This window comes from Muriicola soli, from assembly GCF_004139715.1.
Classification (GTDB): domain Bacteria; phylum Bacteroidota; class Bacteroidia; order Flavobacteriales; family Flavobacteriaceae; genus Muriicola; species Muriicola soli.
The window spans coordinates 1,662,435-1,678,663 of sequence record NZ_CP035544.1 but is presented as its reverse complement, the minus strand read 5'-3'; the positions used below and the strand labels follow the sequence as shown (position 1 = coordinate 1,678,663).

The following is a 16,229-nucleotide window of genomic DNA, read 5'->3' as shown; positions in this document are numbered from 1 at the left end:
CTCTATATCAGAATCTTGGAAAATTGATTTTATTAAACTATTCGTTTTTAACAAACATAAAAGTTTTCATTTTCTTCTATATTTATAACCAACAAGAATATTTTATATGAGTAATAACCCTCAGGATGAACGGTTTAAAAAATGGCTGGATATTCTCCAGCAAGAAAGTTGGCAATTAGAACTCATCATTTCGGGTTTTGCGATTTACGGACTCTTCATGATCATAGATCCTATTGAATTAGGTAATCTACAGGCACAAAACGATGGCAATACCTATAAAATATTTCTCATGCAAGGCCTGCTGGTCTCTTGGTATATCCTTACCATTAACTTAATAGGTCACGTCATCTTAAGAGGCTTGTGGATAGGAGCCATAGGCCTGCGATATGTATCCGGGGAAATAGACTATGATAAATTGGCCTATAGCCCAAAATTCACAAGACATTTGATGAAGAGAGTAGGCTCTTTCGATAACTATGTAGCTACCTTGGAAAAATATTGCAGTATAATTTTCGCTGTGACCTTCCTGTTGGTCTTTTATTTATTAGGTCTTTTGGCTATAGCTTTTTTGTTCACCCTTTTGGGCTTGTGGATAGATAAAGAAGATACACCAGATTGGGTGCGTTATGGTGTTGCAGTACCTGCTCTATTATTTTTGGTATTTGGTTTATTTCTTACTTTTTTCGATTTTATCACCCAGGGATGGTTGAAAAAGAAAAAATGGACCACCTGGTTCTATTATCCCGTATATTGGATCTTTAAGTACATCACCCTCAGTTTCCTCTATAGACCAATGGTCTATAATTTCCTGGACACCAAATTCGGAAAGCGTCTGAGCCTGATCATTGTTCCCTTATATATTGGAATAACAATACTTGCAGCCACAGGATTCAGCACATCAAATTACCTGGAGGAAGAAATGAGTTCCAATTACTATATTGCCAATAGCGATAACTATGCCGACCTTATCGAGGTTAATAATTCTTTTGCTGATAGGGCCGCTATCCCTTCCAAGGTGATAAGTGATCCCTATTTAAGTGTTTTTGTCGTTTATGGAAGCACAGTGGAAGACGATGTTTTTTATTTCAATGAAGAGTTAAAACCTGAAGAAGATCGGCGCGGAATTCATTCAGCTTTTTCCGATGGGACCTTATCATGGTCTGAACGGCGAGATTTAAAGGACTACATAACAACTGTCGAAGATATGTACACCCTCTCAATCGATTCTTTAGCGTTTAAACCTGAATTTGTGTTCTCTCAAAATCTACAGCGACAATTAGGATTTGAAACATTTCTCGATCTTCAGAAAGTTTCAAATGGCAAACATGTTTTAAAAGTTCAACGCAAAGACCATCGAAGGGATAGCGTTTATATGCGAACCATTATTCAAATTCCCTTCTGGTACTACAAAAACAATTCCTCAAATGATTGAGTTTAAAACTTCATGAGTCAATCTTCAACCTATCACAAAGAAGAAAAATTAAATACCCTTTCCCACGCTTTAGGAATAGCTCTGGGAATCATAGGTCTCTTTTTAATGCTAAAAAAGATTGATCAGAAATCAGAGTGGGTACTTGAAAGTATTTGGGTTTACAGTTTTACCGTGATCCTCCTTTTTACGGCTTCAACCTTATATCACTTCACTAATGATCCGGCAAAAAAACAAAAACTGAGAATCCTCGACCATATCAGCATATATTTCCTAATCGCAGGAACCTATACCCCTGTGGCCCTGATCACATTAAAATCATCCCATGGAACTTCCCTGTTTTTTATTGTTTGGGGAGTCGCCCTTTTGGGTAGCTTATTCAAGATCTTCTACACAGGTAAATTTGAATGGCTGTCTCTGGTGCTTTATCTCGTAATGGGCTGGCTGATCGTCTTTGATTTCCAGTTTCTCTGGTCACAATTGAGCGCTGAAGGAGCTTTACTCTTCTTGCTGGGCGGAGCCTTTTATACACTAGGGACCGTTTTTTATGCGATTAGGAAGATTCCCTACAACCATTTTATCTGGCACTTGTTTGTACTTGGAGGGGCAGTAAGCCATTGGCTGCTGATCTACCTGGATGTGATTTAATCTTCAAAACCAAGCCCGGACTCATTCAAAATACATTCTTTAAATAAAATAGGCCATCACAATTCCCAAAAATATCACGATTAGTTTTCTGAGATTAAAAGTATGACCCTGAGAACTTTCAAATAGGATAACCGTGGAAATATGCAGCAATATCCCTATTACTACGGCCGTAATTTGAGCTTTGTACAAAATCAGAAACTCAAGATGCGTAGCCAGCAAACTTCCCAACGGGGTCATCATGGAGAACAGTAGAATAAAAATAAAGGCAGTCGATTTATTTTTTTGTGAATTAAGCAGAAAAGTACTCAAGATCAGAGCAATAGGAATTTTGTGTACAAGAATACCATAAAGGATCGGATTCGCGTCAGTCAAAGGCAAGCCCTCCATAAAAGCATGTATGCTCAAACTGATAAAAAGGATCCAGGGGAAAGCTTTTGTTTGATCGTCCCAATGCATATGACCGTGTTCTGCACCTTTAGAAAAGAATTCCAGAAAAATTTGTATCAGGATACCGCTCATGATATAGACTCCCATAGCCCTTGGATCGGAGGAATCATAAACTTCGGGCAAGAGATCAAAGATGGTTAAGGCAAGCAGAAAAGCACCTGAAAAAGCAAGTAAAAGTCGGAGCCCCAGCATTTTTTTTGGTTTTGTGATAGCGACGAAACCAAAACTCAATAAAACAGTTAGGATTAAAAGAAGGTAACTCATAAGGCAGAATCCAAGCGTTGAGGACCAATTGTTCACAAGGTTCAAATTTAGCGTATTTTTACGGCTAGATAAGAAGGGTAATGAGTAATAATTTTAAGATGGTCGCCAAAACCCTCTACGGATTTGAGGAGGTACTGGCAAAGGAATTGAGAAATTTAGGAGCTGTAAATGTAGTGCCCGGGGTGCGAAGTGTTTCTTTTGAAGGGGATACCGGCTTTATGTACAAAGCAAATATTTGCCTTCGGACCGCCATCAAGATCATTAAGCCCATTGCCGGCTTTACGATAAGGGATGAGGAAGAACTGTATAAAAAGATATATGCCCTAGACTGGAAGGCTTATCTTTCTACTAATGAAACCCTGGCTGTAGACGCCACAGTACATTCAGAAAAGTTCACACATGCCCTATATATCGCCCAAAAGACAAAGGACGCTATTGTAGACAAATTTCGCGATGAATCGGGGCAACGACCCAGCGTAGACCTAAAGTCTCCCGACCTTCGGATCAATATCCACATTCAGAAAGATCAGTGTAACGTGTCTCTTGATAGTTCAGGAGCATCTTTACACCAAAGGGGGTATAAAACAGCCACTAACATAGCGCCAATCAATGAAGTACTTGCTGCCGGTCTACTATTACTCAGTGGATGGGACGGGCAATGTGATTTCCTCGATCCTATGTGTGGAAGCGGCACGATCTTGATTGAAGCGGCGATGATCGCCTGTAATATCCCTGCTAATATTAACCGCAAAGGGTTTGCATTTGAAAAATGGCAGGATTTTGATCCGGAACTGTATGAAAAGATCTTAAGCAGTAGTCTTAATAAAACACGCGAATTTCATTTTAAGATCAAGGGTTATGACAAAGCTCCTTCAGCAGTCCAGAAAGCGCAGGACAATGTTGCTAATGCCAATTTATCTGAATATATCCAAGTAGAGCGGCAGAATTTCTTCCTCAGCGAGAAATACACAACCAAACACCTGCACATGGTTTTTAATCCGCCTTACGGGGAACGACTCTCTATAGAAATGGAAGATTTTTACGCCAATATCGGAAACACGTTAAAACGTCAATACGCGGGAACAGATGCCTGGTTTATTACTTCTAATCTTGAAGCCCTTAAACATGTCGGACTTAGACCGTCGAGAAAAATTAAAGTGTACAACAGCCATCTCGAATCGAAATTGGTTAAATACGCCATATACGAGGGAAGTAAAAAGGCAAAATACCAGGATAATCACGAAGCCCCTAAAAATTGAGGCCATCAAGAGTTTTTAATTCTGGATTACCGGATTTTTCTTCGGTTTTTTACTCTTGCGATACAAAGGAAGAAAGTAAGTGATGCTATAATTATAGCCTACTCCAAAATTACTTCCATCGGTCACCTTGTTGAAACCAGGGATCCATAAGTTTGGAAAATTTTCTGCTTCCTTATTGCTGATCAGAAAACCTAACCTTACACTGGCGCCCAAGTAGAAATTAGCGAAGAGCTCCGCCTTTACTCCCATGAGTAATTCCAGCCAACTGGCATTAAGTCCGCCGTACTCGCCGTTGTTCTGAATTCCTTCCGCAAGAGCATTTGGCTCCCAATATCTGTTGCTGTCGTAAATAAATGAGGAGTTGAGCGTCTGACTAAAAGTACTGAAAGCATAGCGTCCACCCACAAAAATCAGGTTGTTCATACCATACCAGTTTTCATAAGTATTGAGATCCACGCCTAATTTTATATAACTCCCCGAGGTAGTAAAATTATAGAGGGCCGTGGAACTTGCTATATCAACGTTAGTTAGTTCTTCCTGACTAGTTCTTTTTTCATTTCCCAATTCTCCTGCCAGGTATAAACGCTGTGTTAAGCGATAATCGGCTACAAGTTCCAATCCGGTGTAATCTTCATTTAGAAAACTTAATGCAAGTCGACTTAAGTCGACTCCAGCCCTTAATCCATAGGGTTGCTGACGGGAAACGGTATCCTTTTGCTGAAGATCTATCGGTTTTGATTGTGATTGAACCAGAAGCCAACCAAAAAAGAACACCCCGCTAATGAAATATTTTAACATGTGCATTAAGTTGTGAGCTTATTAAGGTGTCTACTATTTCAATACTATCGATCCAATTATCATCATCAGCGGTCAGGTTTTCCTCTAGCCCGTCAAAATTGGCAATAAAGCCACAGGCCCTGGAAATAAAAACCTCCTGATTGATATAATTGAATTGCAGTGTATCAATGTTACCGGTTTCAGTTCCATCTGTACTGTCATCAGAGTTTATTATCAACTGAAATTGTGTGTTTTCAAAATTCACACGCAAGGGAATTGCCACAGAATCCGTAGTTGATCGATCCGTAAATGTATTTACCGGGTCTCCATTTCCAATTCCCGTGATTCTGAGATCGGTTACCGATTTTAAAAGACTTGTATCTGCGGCATCATAGAAACGGAGAACTAATAGAGGCGTGTCGCCATCTACGCAGATATCATCTTTTTCACAGGAAACAGAAATAATCAATATAAAAAGAATGAACCCAATAAATATCGGGTTTGTTTTTAAGGAAAAGCGTCTTAAAGACCGGGGTGTGAAGCTCATTCTAATCCATGCGTTTCTCCAAAAGTACAACATTTTCCACGTGATGCGTCTGTGGAAACATATCTACGGGTTGTACTTTGAGGATGTCGTATTTCTCTTTTATCATTTCCAGATCCCTGGCCTGGGTTGCGCTATTGCAACTCACATATACGATCCTCTTCGGTGATATTTTCAGGATTTGGGACACCACGTCTTTGTGCATCCCTTCTCTTGGCGGATCCGTGATCAACACATCAGGAATTCCGTGCTGTTCCACAATGGAGTCGTTTAAGGCTGTTTTCATGTCTCCTACTATAAATTCAGCATTAGAGATTCCATTGTCACGGGCATTGGTTATTGCAGCCGATATCGCCTCTGGCACCACTTCAATACCAACTATTTTGCCGGCATTTCGGGCTAAAAACAACGCAATCGTTCCAGTGCCGGTATAGAGATCATATACCAATTCCTTCCCTTTGAGTCCTGCAAATTCCCTAACCACTTTGTAAAGGACATATGCCTGCTCTGAATTTGTCTGATAGAATGATTTAGCGTTTATCCTGAACTTGAGTCCTTCCATGGATTCCCATATATGATCTTTTCCGTGATAACACAGAACTTCCTGATCAAAGAGAGTATCATTTTTTTTCCTGTTGATCACATAAAGCAGTGAGGTGACCTCAGGAAATTTATCAATAATATGGTTTAATAGTAGCTTACGAGCAGAGGAATCGTCTTCTGCAAATTGTACTAATACCATTATTTCTCCTGTAGAACTTGTCCTTATCATCAGGGTTCTTAAAAGGCCTGTCTGACTTCTAGGGTTAAAAAAGGCGAAGTTGTTCCGAGTTGCAAATTGCTTAATTTCTAGCCGGATAGCATCAGAGGGATGCGGCTGAAGATGACATTCATCAAGGTCTAACACCTTGTCCCACATTCCTGGCATATGGAGTCCCAGGGCATTTTTGTCTTCAATACGTTGATCTTGTTTGAGTTCTTCAGGATACAACCATCGGGAGTCGGAAAATGAAAATTCCATTTTGTTCCGGTAGTAATATTGAGATGCAGAGCCTAAAATAGGGAGAACCTCCGGTATGCTAAGATGACCAATGCGTTTCAAATTGTTCTCAACTTCACGCTGCTTGTAGAACAATTGACTGTCGTACTCCATATGTTGCCATTTGCATCCTCCACAGCTTTCAAAATGTTTGCATTTAGGAGCTGTTCTGCGATCGGACAAAACGTGAAAATTCGTGGCCACCCCTTCAAAATAGGCCTTTCTTTTCTTAGTAGTTTGCACTGTGACTACATCCCCCGGAATGGCATTTTGTAAAAAAATAACCCTGCCATCAGGGGCTTTTGCTATCGCTTTGCCTTTGGCTCCTGCATCGATCACTTCAATATTTTCAAAGACTTGTCTGCTATTTTTTTTGCGCATAAACAAAGGTAAAATCTTTTTGGGGATAGCGGGATTATTGAACAATGAAATATTTTTTGAGATGAAACCTTGCCAAAAATTCATGTTGTCAACTCCACAGGTGTAATGTTTTCTGAACCCTCATTTATTTTGTAATTTTATGGCCTTACTCAGGATGATTTCTCTCCCAAAGAAGGAATGGTTATAGTTTCAAATAAATAATATTACTATGTCTGTTTTAGAAAAATTGAGCTCTAAAGAAGCCATTGCACTGGAAGAAAAATTCGGAGCACAGAACTACCATCCACTTCCCGTAGTTCTCAGTAGGGGAGAAGGGGTTTTTGTCTGGGATGTAGAGGGTAAAAAGTATTACGATTTTTTATCTGCTTACTCGGCCGTAAATCAGGGCCATTGCCATCCTGACATCATCGGGGCATTAAAAACCCAGGCGGAAAAACTCACATTGACATCACGAGCTTTTTATAACGATATGCTGGGAGTATATGAAAAATATATCACTTCCTATTTTAACTTTGATAAGGTGTTACCCATGAATACGGGAGCCGAAGCCGTTGAAACCGCTATTAAACTAGCCAGAAAATGGGGTTATGAGAAAAAGGGTATTCCGGATAATAAGGCACGTATCATTGTTTGTCAGAACAATTTTCACGGGCGAACCATATCTATAATATCTGCTTCTAATGATCCGGTGGCAACGGAGAATTTCGGTCCGTTTACACCGGGGATCACTTCAATACGATACAACGACATTGAAGCCCTAAGGGAAGCTCTTGAAGATCAGAATGTGGCAGCCTTCCTAGTAGAGCCCATTCAGGGGGAAGCAGGAGTGTACGTGCCGGACGACACTTATATGAAATCGGCTTACGAACTCTGTAAATCGAAAAACGTATTACTCATAGCCGATGAAGTACAAACCGGGATAGCCCGTACAGGCAGATTATTGGCGAGTTGTGGAAATTGCTCTTGTGCTGACAAAAATTGTAGCGGAAGTCCGGAAGTAAAACCTGACATTCTTATTCTTGGAAAGGCTATTTCTGGTGGGGTATTCCCAGTTTCAGCAGTTCTCGCAGATAGTGCAATCATGGAAGTTATTCGCCCCGGGAATCACGGTTCTACTTTTGGGGGGAACCCTCTGGCCTGTGCTGTAGCTATGGCTGCCCTGCAAGTGGTTCGGGATGAAGATCTCGCTGAAAATGCAGATCGACTAGGAAATATCTTTAGGAAAGAAATGGAGCAGTTAGTTCAAGATTCACCCTTGGTTCGACTTGTAAGAGGAAAAGGACTATTGAATGCCATTGTGATCAATGATTCTGAAGATAGTTCTACGGCCTGGGATATATGTGTCGCTTTGAAAAACAACGGTTTGTTGGCAAAACCAACGCATGGAAATATCATTCGTTTTGCTCCTCCACTAGTGATGACTGAAGAGCAATTAGCCGATTGTATTCAGATTATAAGGAAGACCATCCTCGAATTTGAGGCCCATATGGATTAATTTTTTCAGATCAATATGAGACATAAAAAAACCCTGTCAAACTGATAGGGTTTTTTTGATGTTCTATTTGAGCTCTTAAGACCTGATTTCTTTGATCCTGGCTTTCTTTCCGGTAAGGCCTCTAAAGTAGAAAATTCTAGCTCTTCGCACTTTACCTTTTTTGTTGATCTCAATTTTCTGCAGGGCGGGCATATTGATAGGAAATATCCTTTCTACGCCTACTGTTCCAGACATTTTTCTGATAGTGAAGGTTTCTGAAGCTCCAGATCCTCTTCTTTGAATGACTACGCCACGGAAGAACTGGGTTCTGGTTTTTTCACCTTCCTTGATCTCGTAATAAACCGTAATGGTGTCTCCGGAGGAAAATTCAGGAAAGTCTTTCTTTGGAACAAATTCGTCCTGAACATATTTTATTAAAGATTCCATTTAAATATTGGATTAAAAATTTTAATAAAAACAACATTCACGGATATCGTCAGAGGTTGATTTTAACGAATGCAAAAATAGTCGATAATTCAATACGAACAAGGATTTTAATCGAAATTTTATCGATAGATCAAGAAGATTTACTCCAGCAAATCAGGTCGTAATTTCTTAGTTCGCAGGTAAGCCTGCTCTTCTCTCCATTCTTCGATGGCCTTAAAATTACCACCCAAAAGTACTTCAGGTACCTCTAGTCCTTTATATTCTCTGGGTCGTGTATACACCGGAGGCGCCAGTAAATCGTCCTGAAAAGTATCGGTGAGGGCAGAAGTTTCATCATTGAGTACTCCCGGGAGTAGCCTGATTACGGCATCCGCTAGTACAGCTGCACCCAGTTCTCCACCGGATAAAACATAATCACCTATAGATATTTCTTTAGTGATCAGGGTGTCCCTAACTCTTTGATCAACGCCCTTGTAATGCCCGCAAAGGATAATAATGTTTTTTAATAAGGATAGGGAATTCGACATTTTCTGATCGAGTCTCTGCCCGTCCGGAGTAAGATAGATGATCTCATCGTAATCTCTTTCAGATTTTAAGTCCCTGATACACTTATCAATAGGTTCAATCATTAAGACCATTCCTGCCCCACCACCAAATTGATAATCGTCTACTTGCTTGTAATTCCCCAGGGAATAGTCCCTTAGATTGTGAATATGAACTTCCACAACTCCTTTTTCAATAGCCCTCTTTAGGATAGAGGCTTCAAACGGGCTTTTGAGGATGTCTGGAACAACAGAGATGATATCAATTCGCATTGTTATGGTATATGAATGATTACCGGGCGGTCCAAAAGTAATGAAAACAGTGAACATCCTTTTCCCATCCGAGCTTTTCATAAAGCGCCTGGGCCGGGTTATCTACTGCTGTTTCTAAGGCCAGACCCTTGAATTCCCGCTTTCTGCAAAACTCCTGCGCTTCTTTTAAAAGTGCAATTCCAATTCCTTTCTTTCGAAATTCGGGTGCTACAAAGAGGTCATTTAATATATATACCGGACGCAGAGAAACTGTGGAGAAAGAGCTGTAGAGTTGAACAAATCCCGCGGGCTTTTCCTCACAGTATGCAAGAAATAGATCAGAATCCTGTTTTGTAAAACGAGCTTTTAGAAATTCTTCCGCGGCGGGGAGATCAGAGGGTTGATTGTAAAATACCCGGTATGCATCTAGCAGGGGAGCGATGTCGGGAATGTGGTCCTGAGTTGCTTTTTTGATGGAAGGAGACATAAAGCTAAAAAAAGCTCCCTGCGGAGCTTTTATTTATTTAGATTTTCTGTATTTGTTGATCTCATCCTGAAGTTGTCTGCTTATTCGTTGCTCCCTTTCCAATGCTCTTCTTCGATGATCCTCATATTCGGTCTCTAAATCTGCAAGCGAACTTTTTGCTTCCTGAGTAAGCACATTGCTCTGTCTAAACTTAAAGATAAACAGTAACAAGAGTAGAAACAGTCCCAGAATCAATGTCCAGAGCGTGACATTATAAGTGGCTTTCGAAACCTGTGCTCCAAGTAAGGACATACTGTCTTTTTCTTCGGTAACCGCGGTAAGGTTTTTTGTGGTTTCTTCTAATTTTGAATTTAAAGAAGCGATGGTATTCTCCTGAGAAGTAATGACTTGCTGTAGCTGACTCGCTTTTTGATTGGCGGCGTTAAGGGTATCCTTCACATTTTCCCTCAGTTTATCCAGATTGAGTGTTCGAACAACTTCATAACGCTTCCCGTCAGCCCTGTAATTTCCGGATTTCTGGTAAATATATTCGAATTGTGAATTGATGGTCCCCGCATCCAGTGAAGGTTCCTGAGTACTCTCGTCGGATTGAGAAAACATATGGGCTCCACTCAAAAGGGTGAAAGCAATAAATAGCTTACTAAAATATCTCATTTTAGATGGTTCTGATGTTTAACTTTGATTCAGGTAAGGCTAAAGTACTTTTAATATTAGTATTTACGAAAAAAAACTGCATTAAGATCTTTTCGTATCCGGAAAAAATGACATGAACAGAAACCGAAACTTTTCCTCCTTAATAATAGGTAAACCTTCTCACCTTGGCAATGTACTTTGCCAATCGGATCACCTGGTGTGCATAGCCGTATTCATTGTCATACCAGACATATAAAACCACATTTTTGCCATTAGAATCCACGATAGTAGCCTTACTGTCGTAGATCGCCGGAGCAGAAGTTCCGATGATATCGGAAGATACCAGTTCATTGCTCAGTGAAAATTTGATCTGTTCAACGAGATCACCTTCCAGGGCGTATTTTTTAATGATAGTGTTGATGCCGTCTTTAGATGTTTTATTCTTAACCTCTAGATTCAGTATGGCTAGCGATCCGTTAGGCACAGGAACCCTGATGGCGTTAGAAGTAAGTTTACCCTCTAAAGCCGGAAGGGCCTTAGCCACTGCCTTGCCCGCTCCGGTTTCTGTTATGACCATATTTAAAGCTGCGGCCCTGCCCCGACGATATTTCCCGTGCATATTATCCACAAGATTTTGATCATTGGTATAGGCGTGAATGGTTTCCAAATGTCCTTTAACAATCCCCAGGGAATCCTCTACTACCTTTAATACAGGTGTAATGGCATTGGTGGTGCAGGATGCAGCAGAGTAAATCTTGGTCGTATCCGGATTAAATTCACCTTGGTTGACACCGTGAACTATGTTTGGAACATCCTTTCCGGGGGCAGTTAGTAATACTTTTTCTACGCCATCTGCTTTCAGGTGACGAGAAAGTGATTTTTCATCCCTAAAGGCTCCTGTATTATCGATTACCAAGGCATTTTGAATGCCGTAAGCCCTGTAGTCTACTTCCTCGGGAACTCCTGCTGAAATCATATGAACGGTTGTGCCATTAATCACCAGTGCCTTATTCTTTATATCGGCCTCCACCGTACCACTAAACTGTCCGTGAACCGAATCGGTTCTCAAGAGCATCGCTCTTTTTTCCAAAACCTCCTGGCTCAGTTCTCCTCGGGTCACTATGGCCCTTAATCTCAACTGATTTCCTTTTCCTGTTTTAGCCATAAGCTCCCTGGCCAGCAGTCTGCCGATTCTACCAAAGCCGTAAAGAACAACATCCTTTGGTTCTATTTCCTTGCTTTTTCGGGCATCCTTGAGTTTGTCAACTACAAAGGCCTTAACATTGCTGTATTGCCCCTCATCTTCAGAGTGGTATTCATAAGTAAGTTTCCCAATATCCAGTTTAGACGGGGGAAGTTTTAGATCATTTATAGCCCTGAGGATCTCCACCGAGTCGAATATCGAAATGGGCTTTTGAACAAATTGCCCGGCGTATTCGTGAAGATTAATGATGTCACTAACAGGTTTGTCAATGATCTGGTTTTTGAAGAGCACAACTTCGATAGCTCTGTCATACCAAAGGTCACTGATGATCTTAATGAATTCGGTAGTTGCTTTTCTTCGATCTGCCTGGAAGGCTAACTCCTTCTCGTAGGATGAAAATTTGTTCATTGAGGCGGTTGTTTAAAATTTTTGCAAAATTATAGATTTCAAACGTTTTCGCACAATGATCTGCAATTAAAAAAAGCGCATCTTTCCAGTTGCGCTTTTCGTATAATCTTTAATTTCAGCCTTATTGGAAAATAACCCTTTCCCTTTCCCCATCCTTATTCAGCAAAGTGATTACCGTTTTACCATAACGGGTAATCTTTCCAAACTCAATTCTGGCATCCTGGATGTCATTGATAGGCTCTCCGTCAATCTCCAAAATTACGCTTCCTTCGAGCTCCAGTCCATCCCTTCTATAGGTTTCCGGAATCCCGGTTATTTTTACGCCTTCCTCAATTTTAAAAGCTTTTTTATCCCTCTCGGTCAGGTTTTTAACTACCAATCCCATCACGGGAACTATTAGTGACTGTCTTTCCTTTAAGGTTACAGGAAGTACCATGATATCATCATCTCTTTTCACTGTTACCCGTACTTCATCTCCAGGCCTCTTGGTCGAGATGTATCCGGTAAGGTCTGCGAACCTCCTGATCTTGATGTCATCGATTTGTTTGATAATATCTCCGTTTTGGAGTCCCGCATCGTCCGCTCCAGATTCTTCTTCCACTTTACCCACGTATACCCCTTCAATTTCATTAAGACCATTTTCTATGGCATAAGGCGTGTTTATATTTGGAGCAGAAATTCCGAGCATACCTTTTTGTACATTTCCATATTCGAGGATGTCCTCAATAATTTTCTTAGCGATGTTGCTGGGTACGGCGAAAGAATAACCAACATAAGAGCCGGTCTGTGAAGTGATGGCCGTATTGATTCCGATCAGGTCGCCATTAGTATTGACCAGAGCTCCACCGCTATTTCCCGGGTTTACGGCAGCGTCTGTCTGGATAAATGACTGTTCTGAACTTCCGAGAGCCCGTGCTTTGGCACTAACTATGCCCGCAGTAACAGTGGAGGTTAAATTAAATGGATTTCCTACCGCGAGTACCCACTCCCCAACTTTAGTATTGTCAGAGTCACCGAAAGCCAGATAAGGTAATGGCTTGTTAGCCTCTATTTTAATGAGTGCGATATCCGAATTCGGATCTGTTCCAATAAGTTCGGCATCGTACGTCTTGTTGTTATTTAAAGTAACCTTTAGCTCCTTAGACTTGGCGATCACGTGGTTGTTGGTAACAATGTACCCATCGGGAGAAATGATCACCCCTGATCCTGTTCCTACCTGCGGAATTTGTCGGGATTCTGATCCATAAAAGAAATCGAAGAATCCAGGTGCTTTGCTGAGGGTCAGGTTCTTAACATGCACAACCGCATTCACCGTATTTTCAGCGGCAGTGGTAAAATCTACAGCATCAATCCCTGCACTGGCAGCAGATGTTGGAGTGGTACTGGTTCTGACTACCGGCATACCGCTATCTGTGAATGCCATATTCGAGTTGTCCTTTTCAATAAATAATTTATAGCCTCCCAGGGTGATTGCACCACCGAAGATGGCCACCATTAGTAAACTTGTAAATCGTCTCATACGTTTTTTGATTTTATTCTATTTAAAATTAAAAGTTTTAAAAGGATCATATTGCTCTTTAACGCCTTTTTAACTGCTAAAAATACCTTAAATAATGTCCTATCTTTGTACCTTGATCTTGGCTATGGAACTTCAATTTCACAAATATCAGGGCACTGGCAACGACTTTATCATTGTCGATAACCGTCTGGATATATTTCCCAAAAACAATACCAATCTCATTGAACAACTGTGTGACAGACGTTTTGGCATTGGTGCTGATGGCCTGCTCCTGCTGGAAAATGACAAGTCGGCAGATTTTAAAATGGTCTACTTCAATGCCGACGGGAAAATAGGTTCGATGTGTGGTAATGGGGGCCGATGCCTGGTAGCTTTTGCCAAAGATTTGGGAATCGTACAAAAGGAGGCTTCTTTTGAGGCGAGCGACGGAAACCACCGTGCTTCTGTTTCGGGGAAACAGGTGGCGTTAAAGATGTCGGACGTAGGCAGAATCAGTAAAAAAAGAAATGCGTATTTCCTGGATACAGGCTCACCACATCACGTTCAACTCTCAAAAGATCTCAACTCCATGGATGTCGTAAAAGAAGGCAGGAGGATCAGATATGGCATATATGGGGAGAAGGGTAGTAATGTGAATTTTGTTGAACAGCTGGCTCCTGACAGCTTCTGGGTGAGGACCTATGAACGCGGAGTGGAAGATGAGACGTATTCCTGTGGAACAGGGGTAACGGCAGTAGCTTTGGCTATGCATTTTAGCTCAAAAACGGAGGCCGATAGGATTCACATCAAGACTAAAGGAGGTGATCTTTGGGTAACTTTTAAGGCGGCCAAAAAGGGATACGAAGATGTTGTACTGGAAGGACCCGCAACATTTGTTTTTAAAGGCACAATCAGGTGGTAAAACTCAAAGGCAAAAAAGTTCTTCTAAGAGCATTAGAACCGGAGGATCTGGATTTTCTATACCTGCTGGAAAATGATACCGACCTGTGGGAGATCAGCGGGACACAATATCCGTATTCCCGCCATGTCCTGAAGCAGTACTTAGACAACGCTCACAGGGATATATATGAAGTAAAGCAATTGCGACTCGCCATTTGCGATTTAAAAGGGCAGCGTATGGGTTTGATTGACCTCTTTGATTTTAATCCCAAGCACGAACGCGTAGGACTGGGTCTGGTAATTCTCGATCAGGAAAAACGAAATAAAGGATTTGGTGCAGAAGCTGTCGATCTCGTTACAGGCTATGCTTTTTCCACCTTAAATGTGAGGCAGGTATTTGCCCATGTGCTGGAGGATAATATGCCTAGTATTAACTTGTTTGAAAAATTGGGGTTTATAAAGACCGGGATCAAGAAAGACTGGATAAGATGGCAGGGAACTTATAAAGATCAGTATTTATATCAAAAATTTAATCCAATATGTACTTAAAAAGAATTGTCATCGCCGTTTTACTGCTGGGGGTATTAGGGGGTGGTGTTTTCGTTTATTTTGTATACTCCGCCTTTTTTTCTCCAAATACGGCCTTTGAAAAAAATGAAGCTACGGTTTACATCCCTTCCGGGGCAGATATGTTAGAGCTGCAGCAACGTTTAGCACCTCTTTTAGAGGATTTCAGTGCTTTCCAGACGGTGGCAGAGAAAAAGCAATACCGAATAAAAGGTGGGAAGTACATCCTTAAAAAAGGTATGAACAACAACGAGATCGTCAACATCCTTCGCTCTGCGAATACACCCGTAATGGTTTCTTTTAATAATCAGGAATCCCTACCGGCACTTGCGGGTAGGATTGCCACACAAATTGAGGCAGATAGTAGTTCCCTGCTCGCTTCGTTTCTCGATGAAAAATTCCTGAAGGATAGAAACCTGTCTGCCGAAACCAGTATTGGCCTTTATATCCCTAACACCTATGAATTCTTTTGGAATTCGTCTGCACCCGACTTCAGAAACAGGATGGTAGAGGAATACGACAGGTTTTGGAATCAGGATCGCATGGAAAAAGCTGCAAAGCTGGGCTTAAGTCCAAATGAAGTGATTGCCCTGGCCTCCATAGTTCAGAAGGAAAGTGCTAAAGTAGATGAAAGGCCCAGAGTAGCGGGGGTTTATTTAAATCGATTGCGGAAAGGTATGGCCTTGCAGGCCGATCCTACGGTGATCTTTGCCCTAAAACGACAACTGAATAACTGGGATACTATTATACGACGGGTCCTTTATCGGGATCTTACCATCGATTCCCCATACAATACCTATAAGTACGCTGGGCTGCCACCAGGCCCAATTGCAATGCCGGATATCTCGGCGATTGATGCGGTTTTAAATGCAGAGAATCACGATTACTACTATTTTGTTGCAGACGTGGAGAATTTTGGATATCACAAATTCGCGAAGAATTTGCAACAACACAACCGGAATAAAGCGCAATACGTCCGATGGATAAATAGCCAAAATATTAACAGATAAGTAGTTCATCGGTAAAAAT

17 protein-coding genes are annotated in these 16,229 nt (G+C 41.2%); 7 read left to right on the top strand and 10 right to left on the bottom strand.

Translation table 11 applies throughout. The features are described from left to right. Positions 1–106: 106 nt before the first annotated feature. Both EQY75_RS07600 and trhA read left to right on the top strand, forming a co-directional pair. On the top strand, positions 107–1,432 hold the full coding sequence (locus tag EQY75_RS07600) for a hypothetical protein (protein ID WP_129604514.1): 1,326 nt from the start codon (positions 107–109) through the stop codon (positions 1,430–1,432). Between the two features lie 12 nt (positions 1,433–1,444). Continuing rightward, positions 1,445–2,077 carry a PAQR family membrane homeostasis protein TrhA gene (gene trhA, locus EQY75_RS07595; protein ID WP_129604512.1) on the top strand — a complete coding sequence of 211 codons (633 nt, stop codon included), beginning with the start codon at positions 1,445–1,447 and terminating at the stop codon, positions 2,075–2,077. Between the two features lie 39 nt (positions 2,078–2,116). Here the strand turns inward: trhA and EQY75_RS07590 are convergent, their stop codons facing one another. Beyond that, positions 2,117–2,788 (bottom strand): ZIP family metal transporter, encoded by a 672-nt coding sequence (locus EQY75_RS07590; protein WP_129607035.1) that lies wholly within the window; start codon positions 2,786–2,788, stop codon positions 2,117–2,119. Positions 2,789–2,868: 80 nt separating this feature from the next. Between EQY75_RS07590 and EQY75_RS07585 the strand changes: the two genes are divergently transcribed. Then, complete coding sequence (locus EQY75_RS07585; RefSeq protein ID WP_129604509.1) at positions 2,869–4,047, top strand: THUMP domain-containing class I SAM-dependent RNA methyltransferase; 1,179 nt, start codon at positions 2,869–2,871, stop codon at positions 4,045–4,047. 15 nt (positions 4,048–4,062) lie between these two features. On the opposite strand, the gene EQY75_RS07580 is transcribed toward EQY75_RS07585, so the two are convergent. The 3 genes from EQY75_RS07580 to rlmD all read right to left on the bottom strand — a co-directional run bounded on the left by EQY75_RS07580 (position 4,063) and on the right by rlmD (position 6,788). Further along, positions 4,063–4,845, bottom strand: coding sequence for a DUF6048 family protein (locus EQY75_RS07580; RefSeq protein ID WP_129604507.1), 783 nt, complete (start codon positions 4,843–4,845; stop codon positions 4,063–4,065). After that, on the bottom strand, positions 4,826–5,293 hold the full coding sequence (locus EQY75_RS07575) for a DUF6452 family protein (protein ID WP_246019823.1): 468 nt from the start codon (positions 5,291–5,293) through the stop codon (positions 4,826–4,828). The genes EQY75_RS07580 and EQY75_RS07575 overlap by 20 nt, the downstream gene beginning before the upstream one ends. Positions 5,294–5,372: 79 nt before the next feature. After that, entirely contained in the window at positions 5,373–6,788 is a 1,416-nt protein-coding gene (gene rlmD, locus EQY75_RS07570; protein ID WP_129604504.1) for a 23S rRNA (uracil(1939)-C(5))-methyltransferase RlmD, read from the bottom strand. 208 nt (positions 6,789–6,996) lie between these two features. Here rlmD and rocD point away from each other — a divergent pair, with 208 nt between their 5' ends. Next, complete coding sequence (gene rocD / locus EQY75_RS07565) at positions 6,997–8,283, top strand: ornithine--oxo-acid transaminase (RefSeq protein ID WP_129604502.1); 1,287 nt, start codon at positions 6,997–6,999, stop codon at positions 8,281–8,283. 75 nt (positions 8,284–8,358) lie between these two features. Here the strand turns inward: rocD and rplS are convergent, their stop codons facing one another. The 6 genes from rplS to EQY75_RS07535 all read right to left on the bottom strand — a co-directional run bounded on the left by rplS (position 8,359) and on the right by EQY75_RS07535 (position 13,754). Next, positions 8,359–8,709, bottom strand: coding sequence for a 50S ribosomal protein L19 (rplS, locus tag EQY75_RS07560; RefSeq protein WP_129604500.1), 351 nt, complete (start codon positions 8,707–8,709; stop codon positions 8,359–8,361). Positions 8,710–8,849: 140 nt separating this feature from the next. Next, positions 8,850–9,524: a tRNA (guanosine(37)-N1)-methyltransferase TrmD gene (trmD, locus tag EQY75_RS07555; RefSeq protein ID WP_129604497.1), complete on the bottom strand. Its 675-nt coding sequence runs from the start codon at positions 9,522–9,524 to the stop codon at positions 8,850–8,852. 19 nt (positions 9,525–9,543) lie between these two features. Then, complete coding sequence (locus tag EQY75_RS07550; protein WP_129604495.1) at positions 9,544–9,990, bottom strand: GNAT family N-acetyltransferase; 447 nt, start codon at positions 9,988–9,990, stop codon at positions 9,544–9,546. 33 nt (positions 9,991–10,023) lie between these two features. Next, positions 10,024–10,644, bottom strand: coding sequence for a tRNA (guanine-N1)-methyltransferase (locus tag EQY75_RS07545; protein WP_129604492.1), 621 nt, complete (start codon positions 10,642–10,644; stop codon positions 10,024–10,026). A 139-nt stretch (positions 10,645–10,783) separates the two neighbouring features. Continuing rightward, a complete protein-coding gene (locus tag EQY75_RS07540; RefSeq protein ID WP_129604490.1) occupies positions 10,784–12,235 on the bottom strand; it encodes a glyceraldehyde-3-phosphate dehydrogenase in 1,452 nt (483 codons plus the stop codon). A gap of 121 nt (positions 12,236–12,356) precedes the next feature. Beyond that, on the bottom strand, positions 12,357–13,754 hold the full coding sequence (locus EQY75_RS07535; protein WP_129604487.1) for a trypsin-like peptidase domain-containing protein: 1,398 nt from the start codon (positions 13,752–13,754) through the stop codon (positions 12,357–12,359). Positions 13,755–13,878: 124 nt separating this feature from the next. On the opposite strand from EQY75_RS07535, the gene dapF reads away from it, so the two are divergent. Genes dapF through mltG form a run of 3 tightly spaced genes read left to right on the top strand, consistent with a single transcriptional unit; the run spans position 13,879 to position 16,210 of the window. Then, complete coding sequence (dapF, locus tag EQY75_RS07530; protein ID WP_129607031.1) at positions 13,879–14,655, top strand: diaminopimelate epimerase; 777 nt, start codon at positions 13,879–13,881, stop codon at positions 14,653–14,655. After that, positions 14,649–15,182: a GNAT family N-acetyltransferase gene (locus EQY75_RS07525; protein WP_129604485.1), complete on the top strand. Its 534-nt coding sequence runs from the start codon at positions 14,649–14,651 to the stop codon at positions 15,180–15,182. The genes dapF and EQY75_RS07525 overlap by 7 nt, the downstream gene beginning before the upstream one ends. After that, on the top strand, positions 15,173–16,210 hold the full coding sequence (gene mltG / locus EQY75_RS07520; RefSeq protein WP_129604483.1) for an endolytic transglycosylase MltG: 1,038 nt from the start codon (positions 15,173–15,175) through the stop codon (positions 16,208–16,210). The genes EQY75_RS07525 and mltG overlap by 10 nt, the downstream gene beginning before the upstream one ends. The last annotated feature ends 19 nt before the right edge of the window (positions 16,211–16,229 follow it).